We start from the raw sequence: 20,647 nt of genomic DNA, 5'->3' as shown, positions 1-20,647 counted from the left end.
TATGCAAAATATCAACCGAGAACCGTCAACCACGCCCAAACTGTCAGGATCGAGGCTCCGGTGGCAATCAGCACCGACGAGGCCGCAACCCGTTTGGCCCGCCCATACATGCTGGCGAAGATATAGCCGTTGAACCCCGTTGCCATTGAGGCGTTCAGCACCGCCGAGCGGAACAGGTCCTGCGGCAATGACAGTGCCTTGCCGAACAACCAGACCAACGTCGGGTGCAGGATCAGAGAGATGCAGCAGACGAACAGGATGGTGCGCAGATCGCCCTCCGGTCGGTACTGCACCAGCACGCCACCGAGTGCAAACAACGCCCCGGGCAGGGCGGCGCGAGTGATCAGGCCCAGTGCTTCGTCCACCACCAGCGGCACCGCAAGTCCTGAGAGGTTAACGACAAAGCCCAGAGCGATGCCAAGGATCAGCGCGTTCTTGAACATCGCCGTCAGCACCGAGCGCACCATACGCCGCCCGCCATCGCCGCGGTTGCGGATGATCTCCATCATCGTGATGCCGACGCCGTAGCAGAACGGCGAATGGAAGGCGATGATGGCGTAGTTGCCGGTCAGGTTGCCCGCGCCATAGGCGCGCTCGGTGATCGGCAGGCCGAGCAGGACCGAGTTCGAGAACAGGCAGCAAAAGCCGATGGCGACGCAATCCTCCCAATCGCGGTGAAAGATCAGTCGGGCGCCGAACAGGCCGGCGATAAAGCACAGGGCGGCACCGGTGTAGAAACTGGCCAGCAGTCGGGGGTCGAAACTGGCCTCAAGGTCCAGCCCAGCGATGGCGCGGAACAGCAGGCAGGGGATGGCAAAGCTCTGGGTGAACCGCATCAGCCCGTCGATATGATCGGTGCGGAAATACCCCGCCCGCGTCGCGGCATACCCGGCGCCGATCACAAGAAAGACCGGCAGGATGACGTCAATCAGGCTTTGAAACATGGCCCGCGCCTCGGGTTGGTGGACGCCTTGGGCGGGGATATGCTCGGTCGGCCTGGCAAGAGGTCTAGAGCGGGTAGCGGATCACCATGCCGTCATAGGCAGGCGTGATGTGATCCGGGGTTTCGCCGTCGAGCGCCGCATAGTCGAGGTCGATATGCATGTTGGTCAGGATGGCGCGTTTCGGTTGCATCTGATCGATCCAGCCCAGCGATTTCTCAAGATGCGTATGGGTCGGGTGCGGGCTGCGCCGCAGTGCGTCCAGCACCCAGCAGTCGAGGTCTTGCAGCTCGGGCCAGGCGTCATCATAGATCTCGGCCACGTCCGGCAGATAGGCCAGATCGTGAATGCGGAACCCCAGCGAGTCGATCGAGCCATGATTGACCCTAAATGGCCGCAGCGGGATGGGGCCTCCGGGGCCGTCGATTTCGAATGGACCGTCGATGGTCTTGAGGTCAAGGATTGGCGGATAGGGTGAACCTTCGGGTTGAATGAAGGCGTAACCGAACCGCCCCAGCAGCGCGTTCTGGGTGTCGCCATCGGCCCAGACCGGAATGCGCGAGCGCATGTTGAAGACGATCATGCGCAGGTCGTCGATGCCGTGGACATGATCGGCGTGGGAATGGGTATAGACCACGCCGTCGAGCCGCCCGGTGCCGGTGTCCAGCAACTGGCTGCGCATGTCCGGAGTGGTGTCAATCAGGATCGAGGTCGTGCCGTCCCGACCCTCACGCTCCACCAGCATCGAGCAGCGGCGGCGGCGGTTTTTCGGGTTCTGCGGATCGCAATCCCCCCAATGGCCGCCCAGCCGTGGCACCCCGCCCGACGAGCCGCAGCCGAGGATGGTGAAACGCAGTTCGTTGGTCATGCAGCCGCCTTGTAGGCCGCAGCCTTGGAGAACAGCCGGTCGAAATTCGCCTGAGTCTGAGCGGCGAACTCGGCGTAGTCCATGCCAAACACCTCGGCCCCCTTGCGGGCTGTGTGGGCGGTGTAGGCTGGTTCGTTGCGCTTGCCGCGATGTGGCGGCGGGGCCAAATAAGGCGCATCGGTTTCGACCAGAATGCGGTCCAAAGGGGCGGCGGCGAAGATATCGCGCAGTTCCTGACTTTTCGGGAAGGCGGCGATGCCGGACATCGACAGGTAGAATCCCAGATCCAGCGCGGCGCGGGCCAGTTCCGCCGAGGACGAGAAGCAATGCATCACGCAGGAATAGGGCGCGTTGCGATGTTCTTTGGTCAGAATGCTTGCCATGTCGTCATCGGCGGCGCGGGCATGGATGATCAGCGGCAGGCCGGCGCGTTGGGCAGCCTCGATATGGATGCGCAGCGATTGCTTCTGCACCTCGGCGCTGTCGCTTGTGTAGTGGTAATCCAGCCCGGTCTCGCCGATGCCCACGAATTTCGGGTGCTGTGCCAGCGTCACCAGTTCGTCCACCGTGGCCATCGGTTCCTCAGCGGCGCTCATCGGATGGGTGCCTGCGGCGTAGAACACGGGCGCGTGCGCCTCGGCGATGGCGCGCACGCTTGGCTCGTTGCGCAGGCGGGTGCAGATCGTGACCATGCGGGTCACGCCGGCTTCGGCCGCCCGAGTGACGATATCATCCAGCTGCCCCTCGAAATCGGGGAAGTCGAGATGGCAATGACTGTCGGTGATTTCCGGTGTGTGAACGGCGTCGCTCATGTGCCCCAACTGGCGGTTTCCTGCATCTTGAAAACCGTATCTAGGACAAGGGCGGCGGGGTCAAGGTTCACCGCCTGCCCGTGGCGGGCGCGGGCGGTGATGGTGGCGGCAACCTCGGCCCATTTGCGGCCACGCTGCGGGTCCGAGGCAAGACGAGAGAGGGTCTGCGCCTCACCCGGTGCGGCCTCGGGCGCGGGCGGCTGGCCGGTGGCGCCGGTGCGGGCAAGGCGGGCAAGTGCCACGTCGATCAGGGTCAGGAGCAGTTCGAATTTTTCGGCAGCACCTCGCTGCGCGGCAGATTCGGCCAGCCGCAATGCCCGCTGGCGGTCGAGGCGCGGCAGGGTGCCCAGAATTCCGATTAGCTCGGCATAGAGTTCCAGCCCGCCCAAGTTGATCAGCCGTAGTGCCGCACCGACCGAGCCCGAGGCCAGCGCGGCCAGGTGATCGGGGTTCGCAGGCAACTCGGTTCCGGCCTGCGCAAGCGCGGCCTGCATATCGGTCGCGCTGAGCGGCGAGAGGCGGAGTGTGCGGCAGCGTGAGCGGATGGTGGGCAACAGGCGCGAGGGCTGGTGTGAGATCAGCAGCAGCGTGGTGCGCGCCGGGGGTTCTTCCAACATCTTCAGCAGCGCATTGGCCGCGCTGACGTTCATCTCATCCGCCGAATCGACGATCACCACCCGCCGCCCGCCATCGGCGGAGGACAGGCCAAAGAACCGGCCCAGCTTGCGGATGTCATCGACCACGATCTCGGCCCGCAGCCGTCCCTGATCGTTGAGCGAGCGGGTGATCGCGGCCAGACCCGGCTCGGCTCCGGCCAGAATGCGGTGCGAGACCGGATGCTCCGGGTCGATCTCCAGCAAGGTCGGCGGTGGCGGTGCGCCGAACAACCCGCCCTCGTCTGCCGGAGGTGTGGCCAGCAGAAACCGCGCAATGCGCCAGGCCAGCGTGGCCTTGCCCACACCCTGCGGTCCGGTCAGCAGCCAACCATGGTGCAGCCGGTCCGAGGTGTAGGCGCCCAGAAACGCCTCTTCCGCCGCCGATTGGCCGAACAGTTGCGCTGTCTCGCGCGGGTGGGGGGCGCCGGGGGCCTGATCCGGGGTCGGTGTGTCGTCGCTCATCAGATTTATCGCAATGTCTGCATCACGATATCTGTCACATCCGCCGCCACGCTGTCCACGTCACGATTGCCGTCGATGATGCGGAACCGATCCAGGAATTCCTCGGCCAGCGCCAGAAAACCCGCCCGCATGCGGTGCTGCAGATCGGGGCCGAAATCCTCGAACCGCTCTTCCGTGCCCTGCCGCCCCTTGGCGCGGGACAGCCCGGTGTCGGGGTCCATGTCGATGAGCAGGGTCAGATCCGGCTCACGCCCGATCATCAGCGTATGCAATTGGTCCACCACCGGGCGTAACTCGCCGCGCGAGAGGCCCTGATACATCCGCGTGCTGTCCGCAAAACGGTCGCAGATCACCACCGTGCCCGCCTCCAGCGCGGGCTGGATGGTGCGTTCCAGATGATCGCGGCGGGCGGCGGTGAACAGCAGGATCTCGGTCTCGGCGGACCAACGGTCAGGATCTCCTTCCAGCACCAGCCGCCGGATTTCCTCGGCCCCGGGTGAGCCGCCCGGCTCGCGCGTCAGCACCACCTCGCGGCCCTGCGCGCGCAAAACATCGGCCAGACGCCGCGCCTGAGTGGATTTTCCCGATCCGTCGATCCCCTCGAAGGTCAGGAACAGGCCTTTTTGCGTCACATCGCCTCCAGCGGACCGTTGATGATGTCGTCAAGCACGATCCCGGCGACGGTCATCATGCGGATTACGAACCCGCCCAGCGGCACGTCTTGCGAGGCGACCAGCGGTCGGCGGATCTCGGGCAGGCCCTCGGGCTTGATGACCAGTTCCGCCAGTTGCTGGCCTTTTGTCACCGGCGCGTTCACCGGCCCTTCATAGACCACCTCGGCCTCGACGCTCTTGCCCGAAAGAATGGGCAGCAGCAGGCTCAGATCCTGCGCGGGCACCAGCCCTACCGATCGCTCTGCCCCCATCCAGACGTCCGCTTGCGCGACGGGCGTGTCCGCTTTGGCAAGGGTTTTCTCGACAAAATGGCGAAACGACCAGTTAACGATGGCCTCGGCCTCCTCTGCGCGTCGGCCGGTGCTTTCCAGCCCGGTCAGCACGAAGATCACCCGGCGGTCGCCCTGTTTGGCCGATCCGACCAGACCGTAGCCCGCCTCGACGGTGTGCCCGGTCTTGAGCCCGTCCGCACCGATCCCGAGCTTGAGCAACGGATTGCGGTTGCGTGTGTTCGAGGGTGCGCGGCCGTCAAATTCATACTCTTCCTCGGCAAAGAGCGGATAATACTCCGGGAAATCCGCGATCAACCGATCCGCGAGGGTCGCCAGATCCCGGACCGACATCATATGCCCCGCTGCAGGCCAGCCGTTGGAATTGGCGAAATTCGAGTTCTGCATCCCCATCTGTTGCGCGCGCTGGGTCATGTAGCGGGAGAATCCGGCCTCGGTCCCGTCGGGGCTGAGCGCCTCGGCGATCACGGCGCAGGCATCGTTGCCCGACAGCACGATGATGCCGCGCAACAGATCCTCGACCCGCACCCGGTCCTGGGTGTTCAGGAACATGGTCGAGCCGCCATAGCTCATCGCATGCTCCGACACCGGCAGGCGTTCATCCAGCGTCAGCCGCCCGTCGCGCAGCGCCTCGAACGCCACATAGAGCGTCATCAGCTTGGACATCGATGCGGGCGGCAGGGGCTGATCCGGCTCTTTCGACAAGAGCACCGTGCCGGTTGTCTGATCCAGCACGTAGGCCGCCTTGGCTGAGGTATCGAATGCCTGCGCCGGCAGCGCGAGCAGCGCAAGGCCTAAGGCTAGGGCAGTTGAGCGAAGCGAAGACAGCACGGCGGCTTCCTCCTTATTTTCTTACGATATAGGCGTCCGAGAACCCGAGTTCCGCCACCTTTTTCTGCAACTCCTTGCGCTCGGCCCGGGTCTGGGCCGGTCCGGCCAGAACGCGCCAGAGCGGTTTGTCTCTCCGGGTTCCTTCACGCACTGTCGCGGTCAGCCCGGCAGCCTGCAGTTGTTCCGCGGCGCGATTGGCGTTTTCTTCCACGCCATAGGTCCCGATCTGGACATAGGGCTTCATCAGCGATGAGGTCTTTGCCGGAGCGGCTGGCGCTGCGGCAACCTCTGGCTCCGCCGCCTCGATCGCGGCGGCGGCGCCGACGATCGGATCAAGCGGGGTCTCGGTGATTTCACCACTTGTTTCCACCGCAGCCGCCTCAACGGGCGCGGCAGCTTCTGCCGGTGAAGGGGCGGGCTCAGGCTCAGGCGGCGGCGTCACTTCGACTTTTTCACGGCGCAACACAATCACATACAGCTCGGTCGGAGCGCCGGCCAGCATCCCAAGCTCTTGGGCGGCTTCGGATGAAACCTGCAAACTCGGCCCCGGAATATCGCGTTCGCGCCGGAACAGGGCGCCGTTCACCGATTTGCCGTTGGAGGTATTTCGGATGATGACCCGCTCGGGCGTTTCTGCGTCCGGATGCGCAACCCAGATGCCACCCAGCGACGGGCGCCCGTCCCACAGACCTTTTTCGGTGGTCTCGAACACGTCGGGCTTTTCGACGTCGCGTTCGATCACATTCCCACTTTCGCTTTCGCTGCTTTCGGGGGTCTCGGTCGCAGGCTCTTCCTTGGGTTTCAAAAAGGACATCGGTGATCCTTCTTCACAGCCCGCCAATGCGCCAAATGCCACGGCCAGCATCACCAGACGATACGGCCTGTTGCGTGTCGCTGTCGCTCGCTTCATCTTCTTGTCCCTTGCCTGAACCCGGGCCACTTTCCGCGCCCTGCCGCCGGTTGACCGACGTTGTCTGATAGGCCTTTGCAGGCCCGCCGCGCAGATGATAGCGCGCAGCCCTTACTAATGAAAGCCCGCTGCGGAAGGCTCGGCAAGATTTCCCTCTTTTGGCTTGCCACCGCCGCAGCTTGGCCTTAGACCCTGCCTGCGCCGGGGAGGTGGCAGAGTGGTCGAATGCGGCGGTCTTGAAAACCGTTGAACGTGAGAGCGTTCCCAGGGTTCGAATCCCTGTCTCCCCGCCACTCAGAATAGGTCACCGCCAAGCGGGAGATGCGACCTTTCAAGACGCCGATAAGGCCCCCGTTTTGTGCTTTGGCGAATGGCTGAATTGGGTGAACTTTTTCGCCCTATCGCTTTTTGGAAAGAAACTGTGACACCCGCGCGAGTCCTTCTTTCAGGACCTCCGGACCATTGGCATAGCCGATGCGGACATAGCCCTCCATGCCCAGGGCCGAGCCGGGGGTGAACATCACCCCGGTCTCTTTCAATAGCGACACGCAGAAATCCCGCGAAGGCATCGGCAGGCCGTATTTCAGCAAGGCGGTGGTGCCCGAGCGCGGCTTCACCCAGGAGATGAGTGGCTCCCGCTCCACCCAGTCGTCCAGAATCGCCAGATTGCCACGGGTAATCCGTTGGCTGCGCGCCAGCACTTGTTCGCGGTTTTCCAGCGCCAACGCGGCAAAATGATCGTCGATCATCCCGACCGAGATGGTGTCGTAGTCGCGGTGGATGGAAACCGCCTCGATTACCTCCTTCGGGCCCGCGATCCACCCGAGCCGAAGCCCGGCCAGAGAATAGGCCTTGGACATGCCGGCAGTCGAAATGCCCTTTTTATAGATATCGGCAATCGAAGCGGTCATGCCCGCCCCTTCCTGATCGGTGCCGCGATAGACCTCGTCGCACAGGATCCACGCGCCCGCGTCGCGGGCAATGGCCGCGATCTCCTCCAGCATTGCCCGATCCATCAGCGCGCCAGTCGGGTTGTTGGGGTTGTTGATGGCGATCAGCTTGGTGCCAGGCGCCGCCAGCGCGCGCAACGCGTGGAGATCCGGCAGAAAGCCGTTCTCCTCACGCAGCCTGAGCTGATGCACATCCGCCCCGATGCTGGCGGGGATCGAATAGTGCTGCTGGTAGGTCGGCACCACGGCCACCACCCGATCCCCGCGCGATACCAGAGCCTTGTGCACCAGCATGTTGGCACCGATGGTCCCATGGGTGACGACGGTGTTCTCAACCACCTGCCGGTCATAGAGCGAGGCAATCGCGCGGCGCAGCCGGTCCGAGCCCACGATGGCGCCATAGGTCATCTTCATGCCCAGCAATTCCGAGAGGCTGTTCTCGTTCCTGCCCGCCAGCCGCAGCAGTTCCTCAATCGTCAGGCTTTCGACGCAGGTCTCGGCCAGGTTCCATTCGCACTTGGTCTCCCACTCATTCATCCAGATTTCGACGCCGAAAGGTTCGATATGCATGAGGGTTTCTCCTTCGTCTTCAGGCGCAGGCTGCGCGGTAGATGGCATTGGCGATGGCCATGTCTTCCAGCCCCAGCCCGACCGAACGGAAAAAGACCGGGCGGCCGGGTTCGGGAAATGGACATGCGCCAACAGATAGCTCGGCCAGATCACCCCGGACCTGCTCCGCGCTCCAGCCATGGTCCCGCGCCGCCAGCACCATCTCACCGGCTGTTGCGGGCGTGGTCTCACGATGATCGCAATAGACCTGCGCCGATGTCAGAAATTCCGGCGCGACCTCATGCGCCAAGGCCACATTCGTGCTGATTGAGGTGACCAGCGCCTCGGCCCCCAACACTGCTGCATCCACAACCGGAGTGCCTGACGAGGTGCAGAGCATCACCACATCCGCCTCCCGCGCAGCGTCCTCGGCACTCGCCGCACACACCGTGCCGGGGCATAGGTTCCGCCATGACGCCCGTTTCGCCGTATCCGACGCGAGGTTCGGCGAATACACCCGCACCTCCTGCCACGGCCGCAACGATTGGACATGGCGCCAATGCGCCTGCGCGACCTGACCTGTGCCAATGATCGCAATCCGCTCGGCACGTTCGGCGGCAAGCAGGTCAACCCCCAGCGCTGTGGTCGCGGCGGTGCGCTCGGTGGTCAGCTGCCCCGCATCGCACAGCATCAGCGGCTGCCCGGTCTCCATCGACATCAGCACGGTCCAGGCGGTGATCACCGGGCCGCCTTGCCGGATCAGATAAGGGGACAGCTTAGCGCCAAAGGTTCCGGTATCCGCTGCTGCGCCGAGATAGGTGATGAAGTCGCCGCGCTCCCCCGGAAACAGCGTCAGCGTTTGCGGCGGCTGCACCGCCTGACCTCGGCCGAGCTCGGCAAAGAGCTGGCGCATCTCCTGCAGCACATCGACCTGCGGCAGCAGCCGCGCCACCGCAGCGGCATCGAGAACAAGTGGGGTGGTCATCGCAGGTTTTCCTCTTTGGTTGCGAATTCTAGAAAGTCGCAACGGGTCTTTCCATCATCCCCAAGGATGATGCACTGCCCGCATGCGCATGGTATTGCGGCACGATCTGGAGGGTGAAATGGGCGACAAAGGTCCTGACATCGAAGCGGCAAACACCGCGCTGGCAGACGTCATCGAAGGCCGCGCTGGCGCGGTGGAGATGATCGCCGCCGCCCGCCATCTGCTGCCCTTTACCGCTGCCTTCTGCGTGGTGAACCGCAAGGGACAGCGCCCGCATTACCTGGCCGACACTTATCCCGAAGGCCCGGCCAAGGACGCGGTGCAGCTTTATGTGAACAGCACCTACCTGCTGAACCCGGTCTACAACGCCTATCTCGATGGGGTGCCGTCAGGGCTGCACCGGATGGCGGATCTGGCGCCCGATAACTGGAACCCGGTCCGGGAGCCCGCGGGAATTCTGGTCGAGAACGAGGAAGAGATCGGCTATCGCACCCCCGGCTGGCCCGCCGGTCTGCAGGAACTGGCGTTGCTGGTAGACTTACCGCACAGTGCGATGGGTGAGATCAGCTTTGCCCGGCCTGCAGATGCGGGTGGGTTTTCCGAAGATATTCTGGCCCGGTTGCGCCCCTTCCTGCCGCTGTTCGCCACCGCGTTTCGGCAGTTCTGGGCCCGGCAGGGCGATGCACAGATCCCAACCGAGTCCGAGCGGAAACTGCAGGATTTCGCGCGTGCCACCCTGTCCCCGCGTGAGGCGGAGATTGTACAGTTGATCCTGAAGGGCCATTCAAGCCTGTCGATCAGTCTGACCTTGGGTATCGCGCTGCCGACGGTCAAAACCCACCGCAAGAACGCCTATGCCAAGCTTGGGATCAGCACCCAGCAGCAGCTGTTCAGCGCTTTCCTCAAATGGCAGGGGACCGCTGTATAGAGTTCAGGCTGGTGGTGCTCTGCGGAGAGTGTCACAGCGCATAGCGCAGTGCCCTACATGGCGTTCAACGTGTGTTCCAGGCCGTTGCGGATGTGGGCCTCCAGCAGGCTCTTTGCCTTGCGGGCATCGCGGGCGAGGGCGGCGTCGAACATGTCCTTGTGTTCCTGCACCGCCTCGGCGCCGCGATAGGTCAAAACCAGCATCTGATACCGCAGGTACTTGTCATAGATGAGCGAGTGTGCGGACAAAAGATTTCGAGAGTTGCAGGCGGAAATCACCGCCTGGTGGAACTCCCAGTCATAGCGTTTCCAGGTCTCTTTTTCCGACTCGTCGCCGCGCAGCAGTTGCTGTTCGGTCAGATGCAGCTTGTGATGTGCGGCGACCAGATTGCCTTCCCAGTCGGTATCTCCGTTCCGGACCGACAGCTCAAGCGCGTAACATTCCAGCAAGACCCTCAGTTCGGCGATCTCGATCAGGTCCTCGCGCGACACTGGCGTCACCAGAAAGCCGCGCTGCTCGGGCGCCTCGACGAAACCTTCGCTGGCAAGCCGGTTCAGGGTTTCGCGCAGCGTCGACAGGCTGGCGGCATAACGATCCTTGAGAGTGTCGAGCTTCAGCTTCGATCCCGGCTCAAGTTTGCCGAAGATAATGTCTTTTTTTATTCGCTGATATGTGCTTGCGCCGACGGTCGAGGGGGCCTTGGCCATAGGTTTGTCCGATATTTTTAACCAGGTCACCCCGAGTAACACTTTTTTCGGGTGTCAGCAATCTTGGTGTGTATATGGCATAGCAAAAAATATCAGATATTATTGCGAAAGCTGAAAAACCTGCCTACGATCCTGGAAAGTCACCGAGTCGCGGTTGCCAGACGCGCGGACAAGGCATTTCGAAAGGGAAGACGTGTCTAAGAACTTTGCAATCGCGATCATCGGGGCCGGGCTTGTGGGGCGGCGCCATGTGGTCGCAAGCAGAACCCTGCGCGATGTCGATCTGATCGCAGCCGTTGACCCAAGCGCACAGGGCCACGCCTTTGCTACCGAAAACGGGGTGCCGTGCTACGGAACTCTTGATGAGCTGTTCGACAACCAGACGCCGGACGGCGTCATTCTGGCGACGCCCACAACGCTGCATGTCGAGCAGGGGATCGAATGTATTCGCCGCGGCTGTCCGGTGCTGGTCGAAAAGCCGATTGCGGTTGAGGCCTCGGATGCGCTGAGCTTGGTGAGAGAGGCGGATCGCCTTGGCGTACCGTTGCTGGTGGGCCATCACCGGCGGCACAACCCCATCATCCGCGCGGCAAAGGACGCGATCGAAACAGGCGAGATCGGCAACGTCAGGGCCGTTCACGTCAATTGCTGGTTCTACAAACCGGATGAGTATTTTGACGCGGCCCCGTGGCGCAAGAAGGTTGGGGCGGGTCCGATCTCGGTCAATCTGGTGCACGACATCGATCTGATGCGGCATCTGGCCGGAGAGGTCGTCAGCGTTCAGGCGCAATCGGTCCGGTCCGAACGTGGGTTCGAGAACGAGGATGTGGCGGCGGCGCTGCTGACGTTCGAGACCGGGGCCATCGGGACCATCAGCGTGTCGGACAGTATCGTGGCGCCGTGGAGTTGGGAAATGACCTCACGCGAGAACCCGGTTTATCCGCCGACGTCGGAAAGCAGCTATATGATCGGCGGATCGCATGGCTCGCTGTCGGTTCCGGACCTGCGGCTGTGGACGCACCAGGACGGGCAACGCGATTGGTGGACGCCCATTTCGGCGACCGCGATGAAATGCGGCGCATCCGATCCGCTGGTCAATCAGCTCAGGCATTTTGCCGATGTCGTCCGGAACGGTGTTGCGCCGATTGTGTCCGGATGGGAGGGGTTGAGGACGCTCCAGGTCATAGAAGCCATTCAAAACTCTTGCAAATCTGGGCGCGCTGTTCGGATTTCCCCGCTGGATGGCCTGAGTGGCACTACGCAGGTTGCTGGTTAAAATATCTGATATTTTGCAAAAAATATTGCAAAATTGACGTAATATGCCAAAGATTGGAATCGCAACAAGAACAAGACGTGACGTCGCAGGGAGGAACACCATGACGATCAAATTCACACGGCGAGCCGCAATGTCGGTTCTCGCGGCAACAAGTATTCTTGTTTCCGCCTCAGGCGCGGCTTTTGCCGCAGACAAAGTCACACTGCGGATGGCGACCTCGGGGTCGGAGACGGACCAGCGCTCGGTGGCGATGGCCGAGGTCTTTGCCCCGATGGTGGCCGACTTCGTCGACTACCAGCCGAGCTACAACGGGACGATCTTTGCACAGGGCACCGAGCTTGACGCGATCAGCCGGGGCAATCTGGAGATGTCGATCACTTCGGCGCAGGAGCTGGCGCAGTTCTTTCCCGAGTTCTCGATCTTCACCGCCGGTTACGTGCATCAGGATGCAGCGCATCAGGTGGCGGTCTTCAACGATCCGCTGATGGATGCGTTCAAAGCGACCGTTGAAAACGACTTGGGCGTGAAACTGCTGTCGGTCATGTATCTGGGCCGCCGTCAGGTGAACCTGCGCCAGCCCAAGGATGAGCTGACCGTGAGCACTCCGGCGGATCTGGCAGGGGTGAACCTGCGGATGCCCGGAACGGATGCGTGGCAGTTCCTCGGTAAGGCCCTGGGTGCGGCCCCCACGCCGATGTCGTTTTCCGAGGTTTACACGGCCCTGTCGACCGGCGCGGTTGACGGTCAGGACAACCCGTTGCCGACCGTCGTGGATGCCAAGTTCTACGAGGTCACCAAGCAGATCGTTCTGACCTCGCATCTCGTCGACCTCAACTACATCGCGATCGGCAAGGGTGTCTGGGACAGTATGACCGAAGAGCAGCAGGCGAAGGTTCAGGAAGCCGCCGATGCTGCAGCCGAATCCGGCCGCCAGAAGCAGCTACAGAAAGAAGAGGAACTGGTCAGCTTCCTCAAAGAGCAGGGTCTGGAGGTCTATGAGCCGGATCTGGCGGCATTCCGCGATCAGGTGCAGTCGATGTATCTGGAAAGCGAATTCGCCGGATCCTGGCCCGAGGGTGTCCTCGAAAAAATCAACGCGCTCGGAAACTGATCCGAACTCACGGGGGGAGGGAGAACAACTTATGAAGGCTTTTATCAAGGGGTTCTCCCGACTTGCCGAAGCGATTGCCGGCGGGATGCTGGCGGCAATCTTCCTGATCTTTCTTTTGCAGATTGTGCTGCGCTACTTTTTCACGCCCGCCGGCTGGACGCTGGAAATGATCGGCATCCTTTGGGTCTGGGTAATCTTTTTCAGCTGCGCCTTCATCGTCCGCGAACGGGACCACGTGAAGTTCGACATCATCTATTTGTCGGTTCCGCGCCGTGTGCGTCAGGTTTTTGCGATGATCGCGGCGGCTGCCATCGTGATCGGCATGCTCTACGCCTTCCTTCCGACCTGGGACTACATCGAATGGATGAAGATCCGCAAAACCTCGACCGTGCGCAACCCGTTCACCGGCAACAAGGTTCCGCTGCGGGACGTGTTCTCGATCTATGCGGTGTTCATGCTGGTCGTTGCGGGCCGCTATGCCTGGCTGTTCTTTGACGTACTGCGCAATGGCCCGCCGAAAACCGAGCTTGAACTCGTCGTCGGATACAACGTGGTCGATGACCATCCCCGGGTTGACGGAACGCCGTCGGAGGATGACACCAAATGAGCTTTGAACTTCTATCCTGCCTGGTCACGCTGTTTGTCCTGGCCGGTATCGGTACGCCCATCGGGTATTCGATCCTGCTGGCATCCCTGATGTATCTCGGCGTTGCGGGGCTTGATGTTGCGCTTGCCGGCGAAAAGATCCTGCAAGGGTTCTACAAAAGCACCATCCTGCTGGCCGTGCCGCTGTTCATCGTGGCCGCCAATATCATGAATGCCGGGTCGATCACCGACCGTCTGCTGAACTTCTGCGTGGCTGCAGTGGGCCGGTTCAAAGGCGGCCTTGGGCATGTGAACGTGGTGGCCTCGCTGATCTTCTCCGGCATGTCCGGGTCGGCGGTGGCTGATGCCGCGGGCATCGGCAAGATCATCATCGAGATGATGACGAAGGACAATCGCTATAGCCGCGGATACGCAGCAGCGATCACGGCCGCCTCGGCCACCATCGGCCCGATCATTCCACCGTCGATTCCGATGGTGCTTTATGCGCTGGTGTCCAAGGCCTCTATCGGATCGCTGTTTCTGGCGGGCATCCTGCCCGGTCTGATCATGGGTGTCGTGCTGATGGCGATGAACTACTACCTTGCTGGCAAGCGCGACTTTGCCATCGAAGAGCCCATCCCGTTGCGCGAATTGCCCGCCAAGACGGCAAACGCATTCCCCGCGTTGCTGATGCCCGCAATCCTGCTCTACGGCATCTATGGCGGTGTCACGACCCCGACCGAAGCGGCAGCCGTCGCGGCCTTCTACGCCCTGCTGCTCGCGGCCCTGTTCTATCGCGCGCTGACCTTCGGGGGCCTCTATCAGGTCTTTGTCGACAGTGCCCGGTCGTCCGCTGCCGTTGGCGTGGTCATTGGCGGCGCCTTCATCCTGAACTTCATCGTCATTCAGGAACAGATACCCCAATCCATCTCGACGCTGCTTGAGGGCGCGGATGTCAGCCCCATCGTGTTCCTGATCCTGGTCAACATCTTGATCCTTGCACTGGGCTGTGTGCTGGACGCGACAACCATCATTCTGGTGATCGTTCCGCTGTTCATCCCGACCTGCGAGGCACTTGGGATCGATCTGGTGCATTTCGGAGTTCTGGTCGTCGTGAACTCGATGATAGGCCTGATAACGCCGCCCTATGGCATCCTGCTCTTTGTGATCAACGCGGTGACGGATATTCCGCTGCGCGAGATCATTTCTGAAGTCTGGGCCTTCCTGGCAGTGTTAATCATTGCGCTGATTGCGATGATGCTGATGCCTGACATGGTGCTGTGGCTGCCGAGGCTGTTGGGTTATCAGGGATAGGGACCATGTGCCTTTCGGTTTCGACGACTTCGATCCCGGGAAATCTGGCAGACAAGCTCAAGACCATTGCCGAGACCGGGTTCGATGGGGTCGAACTGCATGACCCCGATCTGACGGGCCATGACGGTGCGCCATCGCAGGTTCGTGCGCTGGTCGCCGATCTGGGGCTGAAGATCTGCCTGCTACAGCCCTTTCACAACCTTGAGTGCCAGCCTGACGGGTTGCGTCAGCGCGCCTTTGACAGGCTCGAATTCAAGCTGGATCTGGTGCAGGAGTTGGGAACCGACCTGCTGCTGGTGGGGGCTGCAATGACTGCCGATGCCAAAGGGGGCGAAGACCGGGCCATCGCCGATCTGGCCGAGGCGGCCGAGCGGGCCGGACGCCGGGGCCTGCGCCTGGCCTATCTGGGCCTGCCATGGTCCGGACTGGTTCAGACCGACGAACAGGCATTGCGCATTGTCGAGGCGGTCGACAGCCCGCATCTGGGGCTGGCCCTCAGCTCCTTCTTCTCTCTGGCCGACGGGTCGAAACCGGCACGGTTGCGGAATGTGCCGGGCGACCGGCTGTTTCACGTTCAGTTGTCGGACGCGCCGCGGCTTGAGATGGATATCCGGCGCCTGAAGCGGCATTTCGGCCTTTTGCCCGGTTTGGGATCGCTCAACCTGGCCGGTTTCGTGCGGGTTCTTGCGCGGGCGGGCTATGCGGGGCCGTGGTCGGTGGCGCGGGTCAACGAAACGGCACCACAGCCGGGTGGTCTGACCATGGCGCGCGACAGCTACCGGGCGCTGGTCAACCTGCTGGACGAAGTTGCGCGCACCGAACCGGATATCGATTTCGGCATTCCGGATCTTCCCGAGCGGGTCCATGCCTCGGGCTTTGAGTTCATCGAGTTCACCGCGGATGAGGCGAGCGGTGCGCAGCTCTGCGATCTCCTGTCCGCCATGTGTTTCCGCATGGAGCGGCGGCATGTCAGCAAATCGGTTGAGCTGTGGCGGCAGGGCGCGATCAATATCGTAGTGAACACGGAAAAGGACGGGTTTGCGCATTCGGCCTTTCTGGGCCATGGGCCGTCGGTCTGCGATATGGGGCTGCGGGTCAGGGACGCGGTTCAGACCGTGACTCGTGCCACCGCGCTGGGCGCGCCGGATTTCTCGCAGCCCGTGGGAACCGGCGAACTGGATATCCCGGCGATCCGGGGCGTGGGCGGGAATGTCGTGCACTTCATCGACGAGAAATCCGATCTGCACCGCGTCTGGGATATCGAGTTCGAACCGGTCAACACGGCCCGGGCGGTCCAGCCTGCGGGCCTGCGCCGGATCGACCATCTGGCGCAGACCATGCGCCATGACGAGATGCAAAGCTGGCTGCTTTATTACATGTCGACCTTCGACATGGCGAAATCGCCCATCGTGAACGTGGCCGATCCCTCCGGCGTGGTGCAGAGCCAGGCGATCGAAAGCCCCGAAGGTGAGGTCCGGCTGAACCTGAACGGCGCCGTCGGGCGGCGCACGCTGGCGGCGTCCTTTCTGCAGGACGGGCTCGGCGCCGGGGTTCAGCATCTCGCCTTTTCAACCGACGAGATATTCGAGACCTCGGCGCAACTGGCCCGATCGGGCTTTCCCCGCCTGATCATTCCCGGCAACTACTACGCCGATCTGCAGGCCGAGTTCGGTCTGGATGACACGCTGGTGTCGCGACTACTGGACCACAACATCCTCTATGACCGGGTCGCCGACAGCGCGTATTTTCAGATCTACAGCCGGCCCATTTTCAACGGCTTCTTCTTTGAGATTGTTGAGCGGCGCATGGGATATGCAGGCTATGGTGCGCGGAACGCCTCGGTGCGGCTGGCAGCTCAAGTCGGCCAGCAGCATCCGGCGGAGGCGGGCACGGAATGACGATCACGGGGAAGACTGACATGAACGAAGACGAACAGATCATCCGGGAGTGGTGGCGCACCTCGATCATTGACATGAAACCGGGCCACATCGCGTTTCGCGGGCATCCGGTGCAAGAACTGATCGGCAATGTCACCTTTCCGCAGATGATCTGGCACATGGTGCGTGGGGGGGTACCCTCGGACGCGCAGGCCCGGTTGTTTGAGGCGGCACTGGTCGCTGGTGTCGATCACGGGCCGCAGGCGCCCTCGATTGCGGCGGCGCGGATGGCTACGACCTGCGGCGTGGGGCTCAACAACGCCATGGCAACGGCGGTCAACATGCTGGGCGATGTGCATGGCGGCGCGGGCGAGCAATGTGCCGAGCTCTACTACGGCATCGCACGCCGGATCGACGACGGCGCGGACCTGTCAGGTGCGGTCCGGGACGGGCTGGATGCATGGCGCGTGATTTACGGCAAGATCGTCTCGGGCTTCGGGCACCGCTTTCACAAACCGGTCGACCCGCGCGCGCCGCGTCTGATGGAGCTGGTCCGGCAGGCGGCAGAGGCCGGAACCGTGACGGGCCGTTTCGCCGAAATCGGCGAAGAGGTTCAGGCCGAACTGGGCCGCCAGCGCGGCGGGCGTCCAATTGCGATGAACATCGACGGCGCAACCGCTGTGATTTTCTGCGAGTTGGGTTTTCCCGCGCCGCTGTCGCGCGGATTGTTCTGCCTGTCACGCTCTGTCGGAATTCTTGCCCATGCCTGGGAACAGATGAACCAGGGTGGGCGCAACAAGGGGCCGATGCCGCCCCGATACCTGCCCTTATACCAAGCACAAGAGGTGGAATGAGTGACCGGACGAAATCCTTCCGGGTCGGCCTGATCGGATGTGGCCGTATCAGTGACATCTATCTGAAAACTCTGGCGCGCTTTTCTCAGGTCAAGGTTGTGGCCTGTGCCAGCCTCGATCCAGCGGAAAGCCGCGCCAAGGCTGAGCAACACGGGATCGGACGCTCCTGCACCCCGGATGAGATCTTTGCCGATCCATCCATCGATTGCGTGCTCAATTTGACGATACCGGCCGCGCATGCCGAGATCAGCCGCAATGCGCTGAACGCGGGTAAGCACGTCTATTCGGAAAAACCCTTTGTCATGAACCGGTCCGACGGTCGCGCCTTGCTGCAGCTTGCGAAGGACAAGGGGCTGTTGATCGGCAACGCACCGGATACTTTTTTCGGAGGCAGGTGGCAGACGGTCAGGCGGCTGATCGACGACGGCGCCATCGGCGCCCCCACCGGAGTATTCGCCCATGTCGGCACGCACGGCACCGAGCGGCATAACCCGAACCCCGATTTCTACTATCAGAGCGGCGGCGGGCCATTGCTGGATCTGGGGCCTTATTACCTCACCGCAATGGTCTTTTGCCTGGGGCCGGTTGAGCGGGTCGCTGGCATGGCGCGCCGGACCTTTGACCGGCGCATGATCGAAAACGGCCCCAGACATGGGGAGTGGATGGATGTCGAGGTCGATACCCATTCGCTCAGCCTTCTGCAGTTTACGTCGGGTGTGATCGGCTCGATGACCATGAGCTTTGACGTATGGGACAGCGAAACGCCGCGTTTCGAGATCTATGGAGAGGACGGCACCATCGGCATTCCCGATCCGGACCCTGTGCATGGGGCCAACCTCTTTGACGGCGATGTGTGGCTGAAGACCAAGGACACCTCGCGCTGGTCGCACCAGCCCCGTCCGGCCGGGCGTGAGCACTGGCAAGTGGCGGAAAACCTGCATGGGTTGAACCGGGACAGCCGGGGCGTGGGCCTTCTGGATCTGGCGCTTGCGGTGCGCGAGGGGCGCCAGCCGCGTGCCAGCGGGGCGCTTGCCTATCACGTGTTCGACGTCATGGACGCCATCGAACGCGCGCCGAGATTCGGCGCCTATCAAACCGTCGAAAGCAGCTGTGAGGTACCTGCGCCGCTGTCCGTGGATTTTCCCGGAAGCGGCCCGCAGATCGAACAGGAGCTTGCCCATGCCCGTTGAAAACCTGGGTTTTGCGGCCCCGTTTTTTACGGTCCGCTATGTCGAGGGCGAAAGCGCGGTGCCTGTCGAGGGCCGCTCCATTGTCCTCAATCTGGCCGAGGCGGCGCTGGGGGTCGAAAGTCAGACGCTGTCCTGTCTGAACTCGGCGGTCGTCCAGAATTGCACGCTGCGGAATGTGGAGCGGGCGGTGATCGTCGATGGTTTTGACGCCCATGCCGATAACGACGCGCTATTTGACCGCGTGCGCTCGGCCTGGCCATCAGCGTTCGACGTGCGTGGGGAGGAGCGGTTGCGTGGCGTCCAGCACTACATGTCACCCAAAGTCTGGCGGGGCAATATCGGGTTGACGATGTATCACGCGGGCTCGGTCCCGCTGAATGTCGGGCTGCACAAGGATCATCCGTTCTGCCCCGTGTCCGGGTTTCGCGAGGTGCACACCCAGATCGTCGGTTTTGGCAAGATGCAGCAGTGCCGCGCGCAGGATGTCGGCACGCTCTACCTCGAAGAGCAGATGGCCCCCGGTGTCACGCACCGGCCCATGTATGACGCCGCCGGGAACTATCCCTGGCACCAGTACGAGACGGTAACGCCGGGGATATTCATGGCCGTGGAAATCCTGCCGCAAGGCGCTGCAATCCCCGGACAGGAGGCCCGAAATGACTGAGCGTTTGCTGCCGGAGATTTTGGATTTCGACGGCCCGTTCCCGCGCCTGACCCGCAGGCTGCGGTTGGGTGTGGTGGGCGGCGGGCGCATCTCGGTCACGCAGGCCACGGCAGCGCGGATGACCGGGCTGTGGGAGGTTGTTGCCGGCGCGCTCAGTTCCGATCCTGATCGCAGCAAGGCGCGGGGCGCCGAATGGTATCTGGATCCCGACCGCTGCCATGCCTCGTTTGAGGAGATGGCGCAGGCCGAGGCCGCGCGGCCCGACGGGGTGGATGCGGTCATGATCACAACCCCGAATCACCTGCATTTCGCGGCCTCGAAAGCCTTTCTTGAGGCCGGAATAGATGTGCTGTGTGACAAGCCGCTGACGAATGAGCTGTCCGAGGCCGAGAAACTTGTCGAACTGGCCGCCGGGACCGGTCAGGTCTTTGCGGTCGGATACGCGATGTCCTGCTTTCCGATGATCCGTCAGGCCAGACGGATCGTGGCCGAGGGCGGGGTCGGGACCATCAACCAGATCCATGTCGAGTTCCTGCAGGACTGGATGATCCCCGTCGAGGTCGCGGACGCGCCGCATGTGAAGTGGCGGCTGGATCCGAACGTGTCGGGGCCCACCAGTTGTGTCGGCGATATCGGAACCCACGCGGCGCATCTGGCCAGCTTTGTGTCCGGTCTTGAGATGACCGGGCTCAGGGCCGAATTCCACGTCTGCGGCGCGCCGAAACCGCTGGAGGATACGGCGTTCATGTTCACCCGCTACCGGGGCAAGGTGCCGGGGACGCTGATGGCAACGCGCCTTGCCCCCGGCAATCGCGGTGGGCTGCGCCTGCGCATCTATGGCAGCGAAGGCGGGCTGGAATGGGATCTGGAAAACTCCGAGCGGCTAAAGCTTATCCGCTATAGCGAGCCGGACCGGATCATCAGCCGGGGGCATGGTCATGGCGTCAGCGCTGAGGTCGAGCGGTTGGTCCGCACCGCGCGCGGCTTTCCTGAGGGCATCATCGAGGCTTGGGCCAACCTTTATGCCGAGCTTGCCATGGCTGTGGCGGCCCGGCGGGACGGGGTGGTGGTGCCCGAGGGCTGGCTCGAATACCCGGATGTGGGGCAGGGCGCGGACGGGGTGCGCTTCATCGATGCCTCGGTCCGCTCGCACCGCTCCGGCGGCGAATGGGTGCCGATACAGGGCAGGTAAAAGAGCAACGGCAGGAAATAA

20 protein-coding genes and 1 tRNA gene are annotated in these 20,647 nt (G+C 62.6%); 11 read left to right on the top strand and 10 right to left on the bottom strand.

Features of this window, described 5'->3' with window-relative positions; genetic code table 11:
* Positions 1 to 11 precede the first annotated feature (11 nt).
* From AB3N21_RS19815 to AB3N21_RS19785, 7 genes are all read right to left on the bottom strand, one after another.
* Positions 12 to 944 (bottom strand): AEC family transporter, encoded by a 933-nt coding sequence (locus AB3N21_RS19815; protein WP_367936830.1) that lies wholly within the window; start codon positions 942 to 944, stop codon positions 12 to 14.
* 64 nt (positions 945 to 1,008) lie between these two features.
* Complete coding sequence (locus AB3N21_RS19810) at positions 1,009 to 1,809, bottom strand: MBL fold metallo-hydrolase (protein WP_367936829.1); 801 nt, start codon at positions 1,807 to 1,809, stop codon at positions 1,009 to 1,011.
* Positions 1,806 to 2,621 (bottom strand): TatD family hydrolase, encoded by an 816-nt coding sequence (locus AB3N21_RS19805; protein ID WP_367936828.1) that lies wholly within the window; start codon positions 2,619 to 2,621, stop codon positions 1,806 to 1,808. The genes AB3N21_RS19810 and AB3N21_RS19805 overlap by 4 nt, the downstream gene beginning before the upstream one ends.
* The gene (locus tag AB3N21_RS19800) at positions 2,618 to 3,739 is read right to left on the bottom strand and encodes a DNA polymerase III subunit delta' (RefSeq protein ID WP_367936827.1); all 1,122 of its coding nucleotides are present in this window, start codon (positions 3,737 to 3,739) and stop codon (positions 2,618 to 2,620) included. The genes AB3N21_RS19805 and AB3N21_RS19800 overlap by 4 nt, the downstream gene beginning before the upstream one ends.
* 5 nt (positions 3,740 to 3,744) lie before the next feature.
* Positions 3,745 to 4,371, bottom strand: a complete 627-nt coding sequence (gene tmk, locus AB3N21_RS19795) for a dTMP kinase (protein WP_367936826.1) — start codon at positions 4,369 to 4,371, stop codon at positions 3,745 to 3,747.
* Positions 4,368 to 5,534, bottom strand: coding sequence for a D-alanyl-D-alanine carboxypeptidase family protein (locus tag AB3N21_RS19790; RefSeq protein ID WP_367936825.1), 1,167 nt, complete (start codon positions 5,532 to 5,534; stop codon positions 4,368 to 4,370). Before AB3N21_RS19790 ends, tmk begins: the two co-directional genes overlap by 4 nt.
* Before the next feature lie 13 nt (positions 5,535 to 5,547).
* Entirely contained in the window at positions 5,548 to 6,444 is an 897-nt protein-coding gene (locus tag AB3N21_RS19785; RefSeq protein ID WP_367936824.1) for an SPOR domain-containing protein, read from the bottom strand.
* A 203-nt stretch (positions 6,445 to 6,647) separates the two neighbouring features.
* Between AB3N21_RS19785 and AB3N21_RS19780 the strand changes: the two genes are divergently transcribed.
* Positions 6,648 to 6,737 (top strand) — tRNA-Ser (locus AB3N21_RS19780).
* Positions 6,738 to 6,842: 105 nt separating this feature from the next.
* Here AB3N21_RS19780 and AB3N21_RS19775 read toward each other — a convergent pair.
* Both AB3N21_RS19775 and AB3N21_RS19770 read right to left on the bottom strand, forming a co-directional pair.
* Complete coding sequence (locus AB3N21_RS19775; protein ID WP_367936823.1) at positions 6,843 to 7,964, bottom strand: aminotransferase; 1,122 nt, start codon at positions 7,962 to 7,964, stop codon at positions 6,843 to 6,845.
* A gap of 19 nt (positions 7,965 to 7,983) precedes the next feature.
* Positions 7,984 to 8,928 (bottom strand): ornithine cyclodeaminase family protein, encoded by a 945-nt coding sequence (locus AB3N21_RS19770; RefSeq protein ID WP_367936822.1) that lies wholly within the window; start codon positions 8,926 to 8,928, stop codon positions 7,984 to 7,986.
* 82 nt (positions 8,929 to 9,010) lie between these two features.
* Between AB3N21_RS19770 and AB3N21_RS19765 the strand changes: the two genes are divergently transcribed.
* Positions 9,011 to 9,856: a helix-turn-helix transcriptional regulator gene (locus tag AB3N21_RS19765; RefSeq protein WP_367936821.1), complete on the top strand. Its 846-nt coding sequence runs from the start codon at positions 9,011 to 9,013 to the stop codon at positions 9,854 to 9,856.
* A gap of 53 nt (positions 9,857 to 9,909) precedes the next feature.
* Here the strand turns inward: AB3N21_RS19765 and AB3N21_RS19760 are convergent, their stop codons facing one another.
* On the bottom strand, positions 9,910 to 10,563 hold the full coding sequence (locus AB3N21_RS19760) for a GntR family transcriptional regulator (protein WP_367936820.1): 654 nt from the start codon (positions 10,561 to 10,563) through the stop codon (positions 9,910 to 9,912).
* Between the two features lie 193 nt (positions 10,564 to 10,756).
* On the opposite strand from AB3N21_RS19760, the gene AB3N21_RS19755 reads away from it, so the two are divergent.
* The 9 genes from AB3N21_RS19755 to AB3N21_RS19715 all read left to right on the top strand — a co-directional run bounded on the left by AB3N21_RS19755 (position 10,757) and on the right by AB3N21_RS19715 (position 20,626).
* Positions 10,757 to 11,839 carry a Gfo/Idh/MocA family protein gene (locus AB3N21_RS19755; RefSeq protein ID WP_367936819.1) on the top strand — a complete coding sequence of 361 codons (1,083 nt, stop codon included), beginning with the start codon at positions 10,757 to 10,759 and terminating at the stop codon, positions 11,837 to 11,839.
* Between the two features lie 100 nt (positions 11,840 to 11,939).
* Positions 11,940 to 12,950: a sialic acid TRAP transporter substrate-binding protein SiaP gene (locus AB3N21_RS19750; protein ID WP_367936818.1), complete on the top strand. Its 1,011-nt coding sequence runs from the start codon at positions 11,940 to 11,942 to the stop codon at positions 12,948 to 12,950.
* A gap of 31 nt (positions 12,951 to 12,981) precedes the next feature.
* Positions 12,982 to 13,557: a TRAP transporter small permease gene (locus AB3N21_RS19745; protein WP_367936817.1), complete on the top strand. Its 576-nt coding sequence runs from the start codon at positions 12,982 to 12,984 to the stop codon at positions 13,555 to 13,557.
* The gene (locus tag AB3N21_RS19740; protein ID WP_367936816.1) at positions 13,554 to 14,849 is read left to right on the top strand and encodes a TRAP transporter large permease; all 1,296 of its coding nucleotides are present in this window, start codon (positions 13,554 to 13,556) and stop codon (positions 14,847 to 14,849) included. The genes AB3N21_RS19745 and AB3N21_RS19740 overlap by 4 nt, the downstream gene beginning before the upstream one ends.
* A 5-nt stretch (positions 14,850 to 14,854) precedes the next feature.
* Entirely contained in the window at positions 14,855 to 16,747 is a 1,893-nt protein-coding gene (locus AB3N21_RS19735; RefSeq protein WP_367936815.1) for a bifunctional sugar phosphate isomerase/epimerase/4-hydroxyphenylpyruvate dioxygenase family protein, read from the top strand.
* 20 nt (positions 16,748 to 16,767) lie between these two features.
* Positions 16,768 to 17,580 (top strand): citryl-CoA lyase, encoded by an 813-nt coding sequence (locus AB3N21_RS19730; protein ID WP_367936814.1) that lies wholly within the window; start codon positions 16,768 to 16,770, stop codon positions 17,578 to 17,580.
* Positions 17,577 to 18,770, top strand: coding sequence for a Gfo/Idh/MocA family protein (locus AB3N21_RS19725; protein WP_367936813.1), 1,194 nt, complete (start codon positions 17,577 to 17,579; stop codon positions 18,768 to 18,770). Before AB3N21_RS19730 ends, AB3N21_RS19725 begins: the two co-directional genes overlap by 4 nt.
* Positions 18,760 to 19,434 carry a hypothetical protein gene (locus AB3N21_RS19720; RefSeq protein WP_367936812.1) on the top strand — a complete coding sequence of 225 codons (675 nt, stop codon included), beginning with the start codon at positions 18,760 to 18,762 and terminating at the stop codon, positions 19,432 to 19,434. The genes AB3N21_RS19725 and AB3N21_RS19720 overlap by 11 nt, the downstream gene beginning before the upstream one ends.
* Positions 19,427 to 20,626, top strand: a complete 1,200-nt coding sequence (locus tag AB3N21_RS19715; protein ID WP_367936811.1) for a Gfo/Idh/MocA family protein — start codon at positions 19,427 to 19,429, stop codon at positions 20,624 to 20,626. The genes AB3N21_RS19720 and AB3N21_RS19715 overlap by 8 nt, the downstream gene beginning before the upstream one ends.
* Positions 20,627 to 20,647: the final 21 nt, after the last annotated feature.

Origin of the sequence: Ruegeria sp. (assembly GCF_040830605.1) — a bacterium.
Taxonomy (GTDB): Bacteria; Pseudomonadota; Alphaproteobacteria; order Rhodobacterales; family Rhodobacteraceae; genus Ruegeria.
The sequence above is the reverse complement of the archived record's forward strand: the minus strand, read 5'-3'. Positions and strand labels throughout refer to the sequence as shown.

Coding starts and splice junctions, on each gene's coding strand:
- AB3N21_RS19750 (WP_367936818.1), top strand. CDS start 11,940: ATGACGATCAAATTCACACGGCGAGCCGCAATGTCGGTTCTCGCGGCA.
- AB3N21_RS19800 (WP_367936827.1), bottom strand. CDS start 3,739: ATGAGCGACGACACACCGACCCCGGATCAGGCCCCCGGCGCCCCCCAC.
- AB3N21_RS19815 (WP_367936830.1), bottom strand. CDS start 944: ATGTTTCAAAGCCTGATTGACGTCATCCTGCCGGTCTTTCTTGTGATC.
- AB3N21_RS19720 (WP_367936812.1), top strand. CDS start 18,760: ATGCCCGTTGAAAACCTGGGTTTTGCGGCCCCGTTTTTTACGGTCCGC.
- AB3N21_RS19715 (WP_367936811.1), top strand. CDS start 19,427: ATGACTGAGCGTTTGCTGCCGGAGATTTTGGATTTCGACGGCCCGTTC.
- AB3N21_RS19785 (WP_367936824.1), bottom strand. CDS start 6,444: ATGAAGCGAGCGACAGCGACACGCAACAGGCCGTATCGTCTGGTGATG.
- AB3N21_RS19775 (WP_367936823.1), bottom strand. CDS start 7,964: ATGCATATCGAACCTTTCGGCGTCGAAATCTGGATGAATGAGTGGGAG.
- AB3N21_RS19730 (WP_367936814.1), top strand. CDS start 16,768: ATGAACGAAGACGAACAGATCATCCGGGAGTGGTGGCGCACCTCGATC.
- AB3N21_RS19735 (WP_367936815.1), top strand. CDS start 14,855: ATGTGCCTTTCGGTTTCGACGACTTCGATCCCGGGAAATCTGGCAGAC.
- AB3N21_RS19810 (WP_367936829.1), bottom strand. CDS start 1,809: ATGACCAACGAACTGCGTTTCACCATCCTCGGCTGCGGCTCGTCGGGC.
- AB3N21_RS19740 (WP_367936816.1), top strand. CDS start 13,554: ATGAGCTTTGAACTTCTATCCTGCCTGGTCACGCTGTTTGTCCTGGCC.
- AB3N21_RS19770 (WP_367936822.1), bottom strand. CDS start 8,928: ATGACCACCCCACTTGTTCTCGATGCCGCTGCGGTGGCGCGGCTGCTG.
- AB3N21_RS19760 (WP_367936820.1), bottom strand. CDS start 10,563: ATGGCCAAGGCCCCCTCGACCGTCGGCGCAAGCACATATCAGCGAATA.
- AB3N21_RS19765 (WP_367936821.1), top strand. CDS start 9,011: ATGCGCATGGTATTGCGGCACGATCTGGAGGGTGAAATGGGCGACAAA.
- AB3N21_RS19805 (WP_367936828.1), bottom strand. CDS start 2,621: ATGAGCGACGCCGTTCACACACCGGAAATCACCGACAGTCATTGCCAT.
- AB3N21_RS19745 (WP_367936817.1), top strand. CDS start 12,982: ATGAAGGCTTTTATCAAGGGGTTCTCCCGACTTGCCGAAGCGATTGCC.
- AB3N21_RS19725 (WP_367936813.1), top strand. CDS start 17,577: ATGAGTGACCGGACGAAATCCTTCCGGGTCGGCCTGATCGGATGTGGC.